The sequence below is a fragment of the Roseovarius pacificus genome, assembly GCF_900142665.1.
GTDB lineage: Bacteria > Pseudomonadota > Alphaproteobacteria > Rhodobacterales > Rhodobacteraceae > Roseovarius > Roseovarius pacificus.
This window is the reverse complement of record NZ_FRBR01000011.1, coordinates 92,285-105,382: the sequence shown is the minus strand read 5'-3', so window position 1 is coordinate 105,382 and position 13,098 is coordinate 92,285. Positions and strand designations below refer to the sequence as shown.

The window sequence follows — 13,098 nt, the reverse complement described above, 5'->3', positions numbered from 1 at the left end:
GCGCCCGAGGAAACTCCGTAAGGAGCGGGGCCGTGAATTTAGAGGACCAAAAATGGGTAGCAGAGAAGTCGTCATCGCGTCGGGTGTTCGCACGGCCATCGGAGAATTGGGTGGGGCACTGGCGGGCATAACTCCTTGCGAACTTGCCGCCACTGTCGCGCGAGAGGCCATCGTGCGATCCGGCGCAGATGCGAAAGATGTCGGTCAGACGGTTTTTGGCAATGTGATCCATACAGCGCCGGAGGATATGTATCTTTCACGTGTCGCAGCCATCCGCGCGGGTATTCCGGAAACTTCTCCTGCACTCACATTGAACCGTCTCTGCGGGTCGGGTTTGCAGGCAGTCGTCACCGCGTCGGAAGCCATCCTTCTTGGGAATGCTGAAATTGCCATTGCGGGTGGAGCAGAAAGCATGAGCCGGGCCGGGCATCTGATGTCACAGGCGAGGTTCGGCCAGAAAATGGGCGACACCGGCGCAACCGACATGATGGTTGGCGCCCTGACCGATCCTTTTGGGAACGGACATATGGGGGTTACGGCCGAGAATGTGGCCAAGCAATACGGCATCGACAGGGATGTTCAGGATCGTTTGGCTGTGGAGTCGCATCGGCGCGCAGCACATGCTATCGCCGAAGGACGCTTCCAAGAGCAAATTCTTCCGATAACTGTGAAGAAAGGGCGTGCCGAAACTGTATTTTATGTCGACGAACATGTTCGCGCCGAGGCAACTCTTGAGGATATGCGCAAACTCAGACCTGTCTTCGACCGTGAAGGTTCGGTTACGGCTGGCAATGCCTCGGGTATTAACGACGGCGCTGCCGCTGTCGTTCTGATGGAAGGCGCGGTCGCGTTGGAACGGGGGCTGACACCTCTGGCGAAGATCGTGTCCTACGGTCACGGAGGAGTTGCGCCCGCTGTTATGGGGCTTGGGCCGATTCCTGCGGTACGGCAGGCTTTGAACCGTGCTGGTTTGAGCGTTGCCGACATGGATGTCATCGAATCCAATGAAGCCTTCGCTGCACAGGCTTGCGCGATAGCAAAGGACCTGGGCTTTCCCGAAAACAAGACCAATCCAAATGGTGGAGCGATCGCTCTGGGTCATCCAATCGGCGCGTCGGGCGCCATCCTGCTGGTCAAGCTGGCCTATGAATTGAAACGGATCAAAGGGCGGTTTGGGCTTGTCACCATGTGTATCGGCGGCGGGCAAGGTATCGCTGTGATCGTGGAAAATACCGGGGCGTGACTGCAAGCGGGATCGTCACTTTATTGATTTCAACACCGCCCCGAGTATGCTCGACCCGGGCAGCAGGTAGAGCGCGAGGCAGGTCAGTTCGATCAGCCAATCATCAGGGCATAGCCATCCGGCCAGCCCGGTTCGCGCAGGGAATTCTCTGCAACATCGGCGCCAATCAGTTTTGGCGCAATTGATGCGGCGTGCATGCCGATCCATCGCCGGGTCATTTCGGGGACGTTCGCGTTGCGATTCTCTGCGGCGCTCCCTTACGAGAGCGATTGCGCGTAATCTTCAAGCTGTGTGGCGACGGTGCCCCACCCACCGAAGAACCCCATATCCTCGTGGGTCTGCCGTGCCTCGGACGAGCGATGCCTTGCAATTGCGGTGTAGGTTGTGCCGCCATTGCCATCGTCCTCGAACTCGATGATGGCTGTCATGAACGGGTCGGGTGCCGGTGCCCAGCCTTCGCTATAGGTGTCGGTAAAGACAAGCCGCCTGCCATCGACGACTTCGAGGTAAACCCCCTTGTTCTCTATCTGTTGGCCGTCGATGTTCATTATCGTGTTGAACTTGCCGCCGACCCGCAGGTCGATCTCGCAGGCATCGAGGCTGTGGGGTTTGGGCATAAAGAAATGCATGATGTGTTCCGGGGTTGTCCAGCATTCCCAAAGGACCGAGCGAGGCGCATTGAGGGTCCGCGTAAAGCTGAGATCCGTTTCAGGGTTGAGGTTCATTTCTCGCGCTCCTTCATGAGGGTGGTGACATAATCATCAAGACGGTCGAGGCGCCCTTCCCAGACGGCGCTTTGCTCGCTCAACCAGTCCCTGGCGGGCGTGAACGCGTCAGGGGTCAGTTCGCAAACGCGTGTTCTGCCCTGCTTTGTCGAGGTGATCAGCCCGGCGTCTTCCAGTTTCCTGAGATGTCCCATGAAGGACGGAAGCGCCATGTCGTGTGGCTTCGCCAGTTCGCTGACGCTTGCCGCGCCGCGGGCAAGGCGTTGCAGGATCATTCGCCGTGTCGGATCGCCGAGCGCGGAGAAACAAAGATCGAGGTTCGAATCAAACTTAGCCATATGCCTAAGTAACATCTAGCGGAAAGATGTGTCAATAACACTTAGGTAATTTCCTTACTATCTGGCAATGCAGCAATGACAATCATTCGCCACAAGCCAGTGAATAAATTGCAGGGATACCCGCCCGAACTCGGCGGCGGCGAAGCGCCGTTGGTTGACACCTGTCAACTCTGACTCGCTCGGGGCCTCTGCGCCGGAGGCTTATGGCAAAACTGCGGAGTTTTTCGTTTGAGAACCTGACAGGATCTTCGGGACTGGCTGGTCAGGCAAGGACCGGGTGTTGCCCCTGCCTTAAAGGTAAGGTTCCGGGAGCTTGAAAATGGCGGTGAACTTTTGTGCCAGCCCCGGATCGCCGGTGACCTGCACGCCAACGGTCTCGGAGGGGGCGTCGCCGTAGAAGACGGCTGCGAGGGGCGGTGCGGCGGGGGCCTTGAAGAGGAGGTCGGGCGTTTCGGTTTCGCCCCGTGTCACCGGCAGCGTGCCTTTCGTCAGCCGGGCCGTGAACCGGGCGGTGCCGATGAGAAAGACGACCTCTGCCTCCATGCCCCGTGCCGCCTCGGCATCAAGCATTGTTCGCAACGAGAGCATGAAGGAAACCGGTGACAGGGGCAGGGTCGGGTCGTGCAGCGGGGAGGCGGCGGCCCATCGGCCCAGTTCCTGAATGACCGGTTCCGCGGCATAGCCCCATTCGGTCAGGCCGTAGAGCTGTGCAGGTGCGGGTTCGGGCGCGGTCGAGCGCAGGACCACGCCGTTTGCCTCGAGCCCGGCAAGCCGTTCGGTCAGCACCTTGGCACTGATTCCCGGCAGGTTTGCGCGAATGTCGCTGAAGCGTCGCGGCCCCAACATCAACTCGCGCACGATCAGCAGTGACCAGCGTTCCCCCAGGAGCTCGAGGCCGAAGGCCGTGCCGCAGGCATCGCCGTACCAGCGGCCATGGGGGTTTTTTGCCGGTTTAGTTTCTTTTTGTAACTTCATGGTTGCTTTTTATAATCTCATTCTCGTAGCCTGTCCATATCGACGACGCGACTCAGGAGGAAACGCGATGTCACAGATGATCTTCATAAACCTGCCGGTGGCAGACCTCGAGCGTTCGATGGCGTTCTACGAGGCGATCGGTTTCACCAAGGACACCAGATTTACCAATCACCTCGCGGCGAGCATGGTCTTATCGGACAATATACGGGTGATGTTGCTGACCCATGAGTTCTGGTCGAGCTTCACCGACCGGCGCCGGGTCGATCCCGCGACCGAAGCACAGGTGCTGCTGTGTATCAGCCGTGCGGACCGTGAGGCGGTGGATGCCATCACCGACGCCGCCGTGGCTGCGGGTGGCGCGGGCGATCCTTGTCCGGTGCAGGAGCACGGGTTCATGTACGGCCGCAGCTTTGCCGATCCCGACGGACATATCTGGGAGCCCATGTGGATGAGCGCCGAGGCGGTCGAGAAGGGGCCGGCGGAGATGTCCCATGCCGGTTAAGGCGGACGCCCCGATCACGATCACCGCCTTCGACTGGGTGCCGGATTTCGCCAAGGGGCAGGTGCGTGACCTGCGTGTTCGCTGGGCGCTGGAAGAGGTCGGTCAGGATTATGCCGTTCGCTGTCTTCCGCAGGGGCAGCAGAAGGAGGCCGCGCACCGTGCCCTGCAACCGTTCGGGCAGGTGCCAACCTACGAAGAGGGCGACCTGACGCTGTTCGAAAGCGGCGCCATCGTCTGGCATATCGCCGAACGGTTTCCCGGCCTCATGCCCGAGGACCCCGCCGGGCGGGCGCGGGCGCTCGAATGGCTTTTCGCTGCGCTGAACACGCTGGAGCCGCCAATCATGGATCGCTCCATGGCGACGATCTTCGAGGCCACCGAACCCTGGTCGGCGCCGCGTTTGCCGGGGATCGACACGCGGATCGAAGAACGGTTGCAGGAGGCGTCGGCTCGGCTCGGGGCGGCGGAGTGGTTCACGGGCCGCTTCAGCGCGGGTGACCTGATGATGGTCAGCGTTCTTCGGATCATCGAGGGCGAAGGGCTGATCGAACCCTTCCCCAATCTCGCCGACTATGTCGCGCGGGGCACCGAACGGCCCGCCTTTCAGAGAGCACTGGCCGCGCAAATGGCCGGTTTCACGGGTAATCCGCCGCCCGGTTTCGACGCATGGATGGCGGAGCTTCAAGCCATACAAGGAGAGACGACATGACCTATATTGCCGGATTCCTCACCCCCGTCCCGAACGGGAACAAGGAGGCTTATATCGAAAGCGCCCGCAAGGCCTGGCCGCTTTTCAGGGAGTACGGAGCCTTGCAGATCATGGAAACCTGGGGCGATCAGATTCCCGAAGGCAAACACACCGATTTCAATCGCGCGGTGGCCCTGGAGGACGGTGAATCGGTCTGCTTTTCGTGGATGATCTGGCCGGACAAGGAAACGCATGACAAATGCGGCGCCAGCATGCAGACCGACCCGCGCTGGCAGGACATGGACATGCCCTTCGATGGCAAGCGCATGATGTGGGGCGGCTTTACCCCGATATTCGAGGACAGTGCCTGAACTGTGATCAGTGCAAGGTCTGGCGAATTGACGGGCAGCAGTTCTGACAGGGTGTCGGACGGGTCCCGCAGATACCCGCGTGACACTCCGATGCACTGTCAAGACTGCCCTTTGAGAGGAGAAAAACGATGACGAAACGAAAGGCTGCTGTGTTCCTCTGGTTCGATACCGAGGCCGAAGCGGCGGCGGAGTTCTATGCCGCCACCTTCCCGGACAGCCATGTGGACAACGTGATCCGCGTGCCCGAAGGAGCGCCGAGCGCGCCAGCCGGGACCGTTCAGGTGGTCGAGATGACCCTTCTCGGCCTGCCTTATGCGCTGCTCAATGCCGGTCCGCATGTGCAACCCAACGATGCCTATTCGTTGCAGGTCTATACCGAGGACCAGGCTGAGACGGACCGGCTCTGGGATGCCATCGTGGGTAATGGCGGAGAGCCCATCATGTGCGGCTGGTGCAAGGATCGCTGGGGCTATCGCTGGCAGATTACTCCGAGAGTCCTGATGGAGGCGCTGTCGCACCCGGACCGGGACGCTTCGGCACGTGCGCAGGCTGCGATGATGGAGATGCAGAAAATCGACATCGCGGGCATCGAGGCGGCCTTGCAGGGCGCGACCTGACACGCGGGGCGGGGTTGGTCGCTTCGGTGCATGACGGAATCTTGCGCGCCTTCGCGGAGCGCCTCAAGGGTGTAGGCGACCCATGCAAGGTTGTGTCTAGGGCTGCCGGAGTCGAATGGCCGTGTGCTTCAGAAGTTCAATTTCCCTGACGCCTCCAGCCGTTCGACATGATAGCGCAGTTCACTGGCCAGTTCGCCACGCAGTTTTTCCGTTATGCGGCTGCGCGGGCCGGACAGGCCGAGGCAAAGCTGTCCGTAGCCGCCCGACAGTTTCACCGGAGCCGCGATACTCGCGCAGTCCGGGTCTTCGTCCCCGATGCAATAGGCAATGCCCGTCTCTTGTACGCCGATCAGGTCTGTCTCCAGATCTTCGGGGTGTCGCGCCGGTAGCTGGTGGAAATATTCGGCCGACGCGGCCAGGATTTCAGACCGCAATCCCGGCGGCAGATGGGCAAGGATCGCCTTTGCGGCTGAACAGATACTCGCGGGGCGGTTTCCTAAGGGGGGCACCACCGACACGCCGGTTGCGGCCCGTGGGCTTTCCGTCAGGAAAATCTCGACTTGTGTGTCGACAAGGCGGGCCGCGAAACAGACCTCGCCGGTGGCCTCTGCAAGCGCGGCGGCGGCGGGTGAAACCGTCGAGATGAGTGTCTCGGTGTTCAGACCGGAGGCCAGCAGGCGATAGAGCCGCCCGCCGATCCGAAAGCCACGGCCCGATCGTTCCACAACACCTAGCGTTTCCAGTTCGGACAGGCGGCGATATGCGGTGGCCTGCGGCATCGGGCAGGCCGCGGCGATCGTCCGGGCGGTGGCGGACTCTCCAAGCTGAGTGATGCCTTCCAGCAGTGAGAGAGTGCGATCGTCCATTTACAAGCTCCATGTTATAAGGCAGCCTTCCCATATAATGAGAATCCTGGCCAGTCGAGAGCCAGCCAACCAGGGAGGACACAATGTCACAAAGCGAGCGTTTTCCACCATCCAGATACGGGCAGGCCGAACGGCACATGGCTGAAAGCCTGGTCGAACTGGAGCGACGCATCCTGTCCGAAGAGGAAACGGAAGAGTGCGACTGCAAGGAGGGCATGTTCAACGGACTTACCCGGCGCGGTCTGCTGGCCGGGGGGCTGGCCCTGAGCGGCGCCGCCATATCCGGTGGCCGGGCGAGGGCGGAGGCGCCTCCGGGCGCGATAGAATATCCGGTTCAGCCCGATTCAACCAAAGAACAGGGCCGCATCATCCTGGACGATGGCGGCTATGGATCGCGTTCGCAGTTCGAGAACGAGGTGCGCTGGCGCTATCCGACCGCGAGCCTCGATTCCAGTTGGTCGATGACACCGCTGGCCGCCGGTCACGGTATCATCACGCCTTCGGGTCTGCATTTCGAGCGTCATCACGGTGGCATTCCTGCGATCGACCCTCGGACGCATGCATTGATTTTGCACGGTATGGTAGATCAGCCGATACGTTTTACCATGGACGATCTCAAGCGCTTGCCCGCGGTCAGCCGAATGCATTTCATCGAGTGCTCGGGCAATGGCCTGACGGAATGGGTCCAGCCGACGCTGAAGACCGTTCAGGGCACGCATGGGCTGACCTCGACCTCGGAATGGACCGGGGTGCGCCTGTCCACGGTGCTGGAGATGGCCGGCATTCAGGACGGTGCCGCATGGATTCTGGCCGAAGGCGCGGATGCCGCGGTCATGACCCGCTCGGTTCCGATCGACAAGGCGATGGACGATGCAATTCTGGCCTATGCTCAGAACGGTGAAGCGCTGCGCCCCGAACAGGGCTATCCGCTGCGTCTGCTGCTGCCGGGCTATGAGGGCAACACGCATATCAAATGGCTGCGCCGTCTCGAAGTGAGCGACAAGCCCTTCATGACGCGCGAGGAAACCTCGAAATACACGGATCTCATGCCGGATGGATCGGCGAGGCAGTTCTCGCTGGAGATGGACGCCAAGTCGGTCATCACGTTCCCCTCGGGGGCCATGAAATTGCCGCGGGCGGGGTATTACGAAATCACGGGGCTGGCGTGGTCCGGGCGCGGTGCGATTTCCAGTGTCGAGGTTTCGGCGGATGGCGGAGAGACCTGGCATGAGGCCGAGCTTGAAGGCCCGATCCTGCCCATGTGCCACACGCGCTTTCGTTTGCCCTGGACATGGACCGGAGAGGAAGCTGTTCTTCAGAGCCGTGCGGTGGATGATACTGGCTATATTCAGCCGACGCTCCAGGAGCTGGTCGAGGTGCGGGGCACGAAATCCGTTTACCATCTGAACGCAATCCAAAGCTGGCACATCGCGGCCAGCGGGGAGGTGACAAATGTCCATGCGTAATTTCACTATCGTTGCCGCCCTGGCCGCCTTGTCGCAGCCTGTTTTCGGGCAGGAGCAGGCATCTGAACGGACCGTGGCAGCCCTGCCTGAAGCCCTTGCGGATACCGGCGAGATGGCCCCGCCCCCGGTGCCGCAATCGAGCGCCACGGAAATCGAAGATATCGCGCCCGAGCAACTGGTCTTCGGCATTGGCCGCCCGGCCACCGAAGAGGAAATCGCCGCTATCGACATCGACGCGATGCCGGATGGCCGGGGATTGCCCGAAGGCAGCGGTACGTATGCCGAGGGTGAAGAGCTGTATACGGATTTCTGTTCGGCCTGTCATGGCGAAGAGCTGGAAGGGATCTCGGAGCTCGGAGCGCCGGGGCTCATCGGCGGGCGCGGATCGCTTGCCAGCGATTCACCGGTCAGAACGGTGGAAAGCTACTGGCCCTACAGTTCGACGCTGTTCGATTACGTGTATCGGGCCATGCCCATGGATACGCCCGGCTCGCTGACGGCGGATCAGGTTTATGCAATAAGCGCCTACATCCTTGGCCGCGCCGGTATCACAAGCGACGCTCCCGACACGGTGCTGGATGCACAAAGCATGGCCGCGATTCAGATGCCCAATGCCGACGGTTTCGTGTCAGACCCACGCGACGGGAACGCGAACCAGTAAAGCCTGGAGGGGATGCGATACGGGCTTGGCCGGGTAGCGCATTCCCTGCATAGCCCGAAGATTGGCCCCGTGCGCCAAAGTGGACGGGGCCGAAACGATCATACGGCGACCATGATTTCCGAAACCAGTTCAGCCGTGTTGTGGACGTGGAATTTTTTCATCAGTTTTGCCCGATGAACCTCGACCGTGCGGTGGGAAATGCCCAGTTTTGCCCCGATTTCGCGTGATGTGTGCCCGTTCACGATGAGGTTCGCCACCTCGCGTTCACGTGGTGTCAGGCTGACCGAGCGATATTGTCGTGGGCCAGTGCGCTCAAAGCTCCAGATCATCAGGCGGAAAGGATCGTCCGGAGTTAGCGTGACACCACGCGCACGGGCCAGGAAAATCTCTTTCGCACTGGTCTGCATGAAACGCTCGTCTTCGTAATACGTGTCCTGACTGTTTCGCAGGTGATATTCGCATTTGTCGCCGATCTGGGTGAAATCGGCTTGTGACGGATACAGCCGTTTGACCGACCGCCCCTCGAGCTCGTCGCGCCGAAATTCGAACAAATGCGTCAACGCGTTGTTGGTGACCACGATCTGCCGGTACCGGGTCAAGGCCTGCGCGACAGGTGATTCCTGAAAGGCGAGTTCAGCGGCCTTGGCGGCAGTCGATGTATCCAGAAGATTTGACATATCACGTAATCCACTACGTAGCTTTACATAGCAATATACGTAGTTCCACCAATTTCGAAAGTATCGTTTCGCTGCGACCCTTATGGCCAGACCGGAGGAGAACAGCATGACACAGGCGATCTGTATCGTCGGCAGCGGCCACACAAAGTTTGGCCGTCTCGAAGACAATCTTGAACAGTTGATCGTGAATGCCACCCGCGAAGCCGTGGAAGAGGCCGGGGTGAACCCTGCCGAAATCGACGCGATTTTTCTAGGTCATTTCAATTCAGGCATGGTGAGTGACGGTTTCGCGTCGTCCCTGATCCATCAGGCCTATCCCGAAATGCGCTTTACCCCTGCGATGCGTGCGGAAAATGCCTGTGCCTCGGGGTCGGCGGCCCTTCATGCGGCGATGAACAGCATACAAGCGGGAAAGTCGAAAACCGTTCTGGTGGTCGGCGCGGAGAAGATGACGCATCTGTCCACCGCGGATGTCACCACAGCCCTGGCCGGTGCCGGCTATCAGAACGATCCTGAAGAAGCGAAGTTGAGTTTTCCACAGGTGTTTGCCGTGGCTGCGCGGGCGTATCAGGATCGTTTCGACGACCCGCTGGAGGCCATGGCGCGCATTGCCGAGAAGAACCATGCCAATGCGATGTTCAACCCGCTGGCACAGATGCACAAGCCTTTCACCTTCGAGCAGTGCAATGAAATATCCGAACGCAACCCGGCAATCGCACCGCCACTGCGTCTGACGGATTGTTCGCTGGTCACGGATGGCGCGGCAGCTGTTGTGCTGACGACGGCCGAAAATGCACATAATTTCGACAAGGCTGCCCGGTTCCGCGCTGCGGTACAGGTCAGTGATCTTATCCCGATGTCAGCACGGGATTTCCTGATGTTCGAGGGACCCGAAAAAGCCTTTGGTATGGCATTCGAAGAGGCGGGCATCGCCCTCGGCGACATTGATTTTGCCGAGGTGCACGATTGTTTCACCATCGCCGAGTTGCTGACCTACGAGGCGATGGGGCTTGCCAAAAAGGGCGAAGGTGCCCGCGCTATCAACGATGGGCTGGTCCTGCGCGATGGCACGTTGCCGGTGAACCTGTCCGGCGGATTGAAGGCCAAGGGACATCCGGTAGGGGCAACGGGCGTGTCGATGCATGCGCTGGCCTATCGCCAACTGACCGGGCAGGCCGGTGAAATGCAGAAAGACGGTGCACAGCTAGGGCTGGTATTCAACATGGGCGGTTCTGCTGTTGCCAACTACGTCTCGATTCTGGAAGCACACAGGGCCTGAACGATGAATCTTGCCAATTGGCTTCACCAGTCGGGGCTGACGCGCCCCGACGCGCCGGCCCTGTATTTCGGGCACAAGCTGCATGCGCGATATTCGCAGTTCGCACACCGAAGCTGTGCCATCGGTCGGCATCTGATGGAACAATACGGCATCAAGCCCGGTGACCGCGTCGCCCTTTTTGCCAGGAACTGTCCAGAATACCTGGAGGTTCTCTATGGGGTGCTTTGGGTCGGTGCGGTTATCGTGCCGGTCAACAACAAATTGCATCCGCGCGAGGCCGCATGGATCGTCGAGAATGCTCAGGCCGATGTCGTCATTACCGAAACGGGCGATCTGTATTCCAACACCGACGATCTGAAGCACCCCGCGCAGGAACTGGGACTGCATTCGGAAGAGTTGTCCGAAGTTGCGCGCCACGGTTCGGCTGGCAGCTATTTCCCTCCGGCTGAAACACGCGGGGATCAAACCGCCTGGCTTTTCTATACATCCGGAACGACGGGACGGCCCAAAGGGGTCATGACCACGCATGACAACTTGCGGATGATGGCTACCAGCTATGCGTTGGATGTCGATACCGTCACGCCGCAAGACGTTGCGCTTTATGCTGCACCGATGTCGCATGGGGCCGGATTGTATAACTTTCAGTTCGTCCGTGCGGGCGCGGCGCATGTCATTCCGCCATCCTGTGGATTCGACCCTGCCGAGATCGAGGGCCTGGGCCGGAGCCTTGGCAATCTGGTTTTCTTTGCCGCACCGACCATGATCAAACGCCTTCTCGTTCACGCCGAGGCCACGGGGTGGCGTGGCGAGGGGATCAAATCGGTAACCTATGGTGGCGGGCCGATGTATCTGGCCGACATAAACCATGCGCTGGATGTGTTCGGACCGAAATTCATACAAATCTACGGGCAGGGCGAAAGCCCGATGACCATCACGGCAATGCCCCGTGATATCGTGGCCGATACAACCCATCCGCGCGCCGATGCCCGGCGGGCATCCGTAGGCTTTGCGCAATCCTGTGTCGAGGTTCGCATTGTCGATACCAACATGAATGAAGTCGCACCCGGTCAGGTGGGCGAAATCGTCGTGCGTGGCGATACCGTGATGGCCGGTTACTGGCGCAATCCCGAAGCCACGACCGAAACGATTGTGGACGGCTGGCTGCGTACCGGTGATCTGGGTGCGATGGATACGGATGGTTTCGTAACGCTAACCGACCGTTCCAAAGACGTGATCATCTCTGGTGGAACGAATATCTATCCGCGAGAGGTCGAGGAGGTGCTGCTCAATCACGAAGATATCTTCGAAACGGCAGTGATCGGCGCCCCCCATCCCGAATGGGGAGAAGAGGTGATAGCCTTCGTCGTCGTCGGCAAGGACTGTCAGCTTGACAAAGATTCCCTGGACGCCTGGTGCAAATCCCAGATTGCGTCGTTCAAGAAACCCCGGCGTTACATCTTCATGTCCGAGCTGCCCAAGAACAGCTACGGCAAGGTTTTGAAAACCAGCCTTCGCGAAAGGCTTTCGCTGATGGAGGACCACAGCGAGAGCGTTTGAAGCCGCATCATTTTACGACACGCTTACAGGGAGGAACCAATGAAGCGTAGAACTTTCCTTAAAACCAGTGCAGCTGCCGCAGGCTCTGCTTTCGTGGCCAGCGCACCCAGCCTTGCGCTGGCGGCGACATCGTTCAAGTTCGACAGTTATGTATCGGACATTGCCGGGCCGTCCTGGATCGATCGTTACTATCTCGACGAAATGGAAAAGCGCACCAATGGCGAGGTGGAAATCCGGCGCTATTGGTCGGGGTCGCTGAACAAGGTGGGTGAACATCTGGCAGCGGCGCGCGATGGCACCTCGGAGGTGACACTGATTTCGCCGGGCTATTATCAGGCGGAGCTGCCGGTCACGCGGGGGCTGGAATGGTATTTCCGCATGAACAATGCCGACGCGCTGCAAAAGGTTTGCCGCGACGTTTACGAACAGTTCGACCCGCTGCGGACCGAATGGGAACAGCGTCACCGATCCAAGGTTCTTTATTGGACCAACTGGAACTATGCCCCCCTTGTTCTGCGGGAGCCGATCGAGTCTCTGGACGATCTGAAAGGCAAGCGCATTCGCGGTTACGGCGTTGCGACCGATGTGATCGAAGCCCTGGGCGGCACCGCCGTTCCTATGGCCGCCCCCGAGGTGTATCAGGCGCTCGAGCGTGGCATTCTGGATGGGGTTTACGGGTTCGATTTCGTGACCGCCGTGGCCTACAAGCTGCACGAGATCGCACCTAACTTCTACGATATCGGAGATGGCCCGCACGCACCGGCAGCCACCATCATGAACAAGCAGTTTTACGATGGTCTGCCAGATGACATCCGTAAGGTTTCGGATGAAATCGTGGCCGATATCTATGGCGGTGAATTCAGTCGCATCTACGAGGATGTGTTGGCCCGCTATGTCAAGACCGCCGAGGCCGAGGGCGTGACGCTTTCGACCATCTCGGATGCCGAAAAGCAAATGGCGCGGAACGAGGTTCAGCCCGCACAGGTTCAGAAATGGGTTGAAACCACTGCCAAAGAAGCCGGGATAGATGGTGAGGAGATGCAATCGCTGATCGAAGCGGCCATCGCCAAATACGATCCCGAAGGCACGCTGCGCCGTCCCTACGAGATCAGCCAGAGGGCATAAGGCCCCGG

At 59.9% G+C, this 13,098-nt stretch carries 15 protein-coding genes; 10 read left to right on the top strand and 5 right to left on the bottom strand.

Going from position 1 to position 13,098, the window contains the following annotated elements; translation table 11 throughout:
• The first annotated feature begins 52 nt into the window (after nt 1-52).
• Entirely contained in the window at nt 53-1,243 is a 1,191-nt protein-coding gene (bktB, locus tag BUB53_RS16390; RefSeq protein WP_073036002.1) for a beta-ketothiolase BktB, read from the top strand.
• A 257-nt stretch (nt 1,244-1,500) separates the two neighbouring features.
• Here the strand turns inward: bktB and BUB53_RS16385 are convergent, their stop codons facing one another.
• The 3 genes from BUB53_RS16385 to BUB53_RS16375 all read right to left on the bottom strand — a co-directional run bounded on the left by BUB53_RS16385 (nt 1,501) and on the right by BUB53_RS16375 (nt 3,281).
• Nucleotides 1,501-1,968, bottom strand: a complete 468-nt coding sequence (locus tag BUB53_RS16385) for an SRPBCC family protein (protein ID WP_073036000.1) — start codon at nt 1,966-1,968, stop codon at nt 1,501-1,503.
• Nucleotides 1,965-2,306, bottom strand: a complete 342-nt coding sequence (locus BUB53_RS16380; RefSeq protein WP_073035998.1) for an ArsR/SmtB family transcription factor — start codon at nt 2,304-2,306, stop codon at nt 1,965-1,967. The genes BUB53_RS16385 and BUB53_RS16380 overlap by 4 nt, the downstream gene beginning before the upstream one ends.
• 291 nt (nt 2,307-2,597) lie before the next feature.
• Nucleotides 2,598-3,281, bottom strand: a complete 684-nt coding sequence (locus BUB53_RS16375; protein WP_073035995.1) for a winged helix-turn-helix transcriptional regulator — start codon at nt 3,279-3,281, stop codon at nt 2,598-2,600.
• Nucleotides 3,282-3,348: 67 nt separating this feature from the next.
• On the opposite strand from BUB53_RS16375, the gene BUB53_RS16370 reads away from it, so the two are divergent.
• From BUB53_RS16370 to BUB53_RS16355, 4 genes are all read left to right on the top strand, one after another.
• Nucleotides 3,349-3,783 carry a VOC family protein gene (locus BUB53_RS16370; protein WP_073035993.1) on the top strand — a complete coding sequence of 145 codons (435 nt, stop codon included), beginning with the start codon at nt 3,349-3,351 and terminating at the stop codon, nt 3,781-3,783.
• A complete protein-coding gene (locus tag BUB53_RS16365; protein WP_073035991.1) occupies nt 3,773-4,492 on the top strand; it encodes a glutathione S-transferase family protein in 720 nt (239 codons plus the stop codon). The genes BUB53_RS16370 and BUB53_RS16365 overlap by 11 nt, the downstream gene beginning before the upstream one ends.
• A complete protein-coding gene (locus BUB53_RS16360; protein WP_073035989.1) occupies nt 4,489-4,842 on the top strand; it encodes a DUF1428 domain-containing protein in 354 nt (117 codons plus the stop codon). Before BUB53_RS16365 ends, BUB53_RS16360 begins: the two co-directional genes overlap by 4 nt.
• Nucleotides 4,843-4,970: 128 nt before the next feature.
• Nucleotides 4,971-5,459 carry a VOC family protein gene (locus BUB53_RS16355; protein WP_073035987.1) on the top strand — a complete coding sequence of 163 codons (489 nt, stop codon included), beginning with the start codon at nt 4,971-4,973 and terminating at the stop codon, nt 5,457-5,459.
• Between the two features lie 128 nt (nt 5,460-5,587).
• On the opposite strand, the gene BUB53_RS16350 is transcribed toward BUB53_RS16355, so the two are convergent.
• Nucleotides 5,588-6,325, bottom strand: a complete 738-nt coding sequence (locus BUB53_RS16350) for an IclR family transcriptional regulator (protein WP_073035985.1) — start codon at nt 6,323-6,325, stop codon at nt 5,588-5,590.
• Between the two features lie 83 nt (nt 6,326-6,408).
• Here BUB53_RS16350 and soxC point away from each other — a divergent pair, with 83 nt between their 5' ends.
• Together soxC and BUB53_RS16340 are read left to right on the top strand one after the other, a co-directional pair.
• Complete coding sequence (gene soxC / locus BUB53_RS16345) at nt 6,409-7,791, top strand: sulfite dehydrogenase (RefSeq protein ID WP_229709575.1); 1,383 nt, start codon at nt 6,409-6,411, stop codon at nt 7,789-7,791.
• Nucleotides 7,784-8,452 (top strand): c-type cytochrome, encoded by a 669-nt coding sequence (locus BUB53_RS16340; RefSeq protein ID WP_084729227.1) that lies wholly within the window; start codon nt 7,784-7,786, stop codon nt 8,450-8,452. The genes soxC and BUB53_RS16340 overlap by 8 nt, the downstream gene beginning before the upstream one ends.
• A gap of 98 nt (nt 8,453-8,550) precedes the next feature.
• Here BUB53_RS16340 and BUB53_RS16335 read toward each other — a convergent pair whose 3' ends face one another.
• Complete coding sequence (locus BUB53_RS16335; protein ID WP_073035983.1) at nt 8,551-9,129, bottom strand: response regulator transcription factor; 579 nt, start codon at nt 9,127-9,129, stop codon at nt 8,551-8,553.
• A gap of 106 nt (nt 9,130-9,235) precedes the next feature.
• Between BUB53_RS16335 and BUB53_RS16330 the strand changes: the two genes are divergently transcribed.
• Genes BUB53_RS16330 through BUB53_RS16320 form a run of 3 tightly spaced genes read left to right on the top strand, consistent with a single transcriptional unit; the run spans nt 9,236 to nt 13,090 of the window.
• Nucleotides 9,236-10,408 (top strand): thiolase domain-containing protein, encoded by a 1,173-nt coding sequence (locus BUB53_RS16330; protein WP_073035981.1) that lies wholly within the window; start codon nt 9,236-9,238, stop codon nt 10,406-10,408.
• Between the two features lie 3 nt (nt 10,409-10,411).
• A complete protein-coding gene (locus BUB53_RS16325; RefSeq protein ID WP_073035979.1) occupies nt 10,412-11,965 on the top strand; it encodes a class I adenylate-forming enzyme family protein in 1,554 nt (517 codons plus the stop codon).
• A gap of 39 nt (nt 11,966-12,004) precedes the next feature.
• Entirely contained in the window at nt 12,005-13,090 is a 1,086-nt protein-coding gene (locus BUB53_RS16320; protein WP_073035977.1) for a C4-dicarboxylate TRAP transporter substrate-binding protein, read from the top strand.
• Nucleotides 13,091-13,098 lie beyond the last annotated feature (8 nt).

What these genes read in the sequence shown, in the direction of transcription:
- bktB (WP_073036002.1), top strand. Translation starts at nt 53, where the DNA reads ATGGGTAGCAGAGAAGTCGTCATCGCGTCGGGTGTTCGCACGGCCATC.
- BUB53_RS16385 (WP_073036000.1), bottom strand. Translation starts at nt 1,968, where the DNA reads ATGAACCTCAACCCTGAAACGGATCTCAGCTTTACGCGGACCCTCAAT.
- BUB53_RS16380 (WP_073035998.1), bottom strand. Translation starts at nt 2,306, where the DNA reads ATGGCTAAGTTTGATTCGAACCTCGATCTTTGTTTCTCCGCGCTCGGC.
- BUB53_RS16375 (WP_073035995.1), bottom strand. Translation starts at nt 3,281, where the DNA reads ATGAAGTTACAAAAAGAAACTAAACCGGCAAAAAACCCCCATGGCCGC.
- BUB53_RS16370 (WP_073035993.1), top strand. Translation starts at nt 3,349, where the DNA reads ATGTCACAGATGATCTTCATAAACCTGCCGGTGGCAGACCTCGAGCGT.
- BUB53_RS16365 (WP_073035991.1), top strand. Translation starts at nt 3,773, where the DNA reads ATGCCGGTTAAGGCGGACGCCCCGATCACGATCACCGCCTTCGACTGG.
- BUB53_RS16360 (WP_073035989.1), top strand. Translation starts at nt 4,489, where the DNA reads ATGACCTATATTGCCGGATTCCTCACCCCCGTCCCGAACGGGAACAAG.
- BUB53_RS16355 (WP_073035987.1), top strand. Translation starts at nt 4,971, where the DNA reads ATGACGAAACGAAAGGCTGCTGTGTTCCTCTGGTTCGATACCGAGGCC.
- BUB53_RS16350 (WP_073035985.1), bottom strand. Translation starts at nt 6,325, where the DNA reads ATGGACGATCGCACTCTCTCACTGCTGGAAGGCATCACTCAGCTTGGA.
- soxC (WP_229709575.1), top strand. Translation starts at nt 6,409, where the DNA reads ATGTCACAAAGCGAGCGTTTTCCACCATCCAGATACGGGCAGGCCGAA.
- BUB53_RS16340 (WP_084729227.1), top strand. Translation starts at nt 7,784, where the DNA reads ATGCGTAATTTCACTATCGTTGCCGCCCTGGCCGCCTTGTCGCAGCCT.
- BUB53_RS16335 (WP_073035983.1), bottom strand. Translation starts at nt 9,129, where the DNA reads ATGTCAAATCTTCTGGATACATCGACTGCCGCCAAGGCCGCTGAACTC.
- BUB53_RS16330 (WP_073035981.1), top strand. Translation starts at nt 9,236, where the DNA reads ATGACACAGGCGATCTGTATCGTCGGCAGCGGCCACACAAAGTTTGGC.
- BUB53_RS16325 (WP_073035979.1), top strand. Translation starts at nt 10,412, where the DNA reads ATGAATCTTGCCAATTGGCTTCACCAGTCGGGGCTGACGCGCCCCGAC.
- BUB53_RS16320 (WP_073035977.1), top strand. Translation starts at nt 12,005, where the DNA reads ATGAAGCGTAGAACTTTCCTTAAAACCAGTGCAGCTGCCGCAGGCTCT.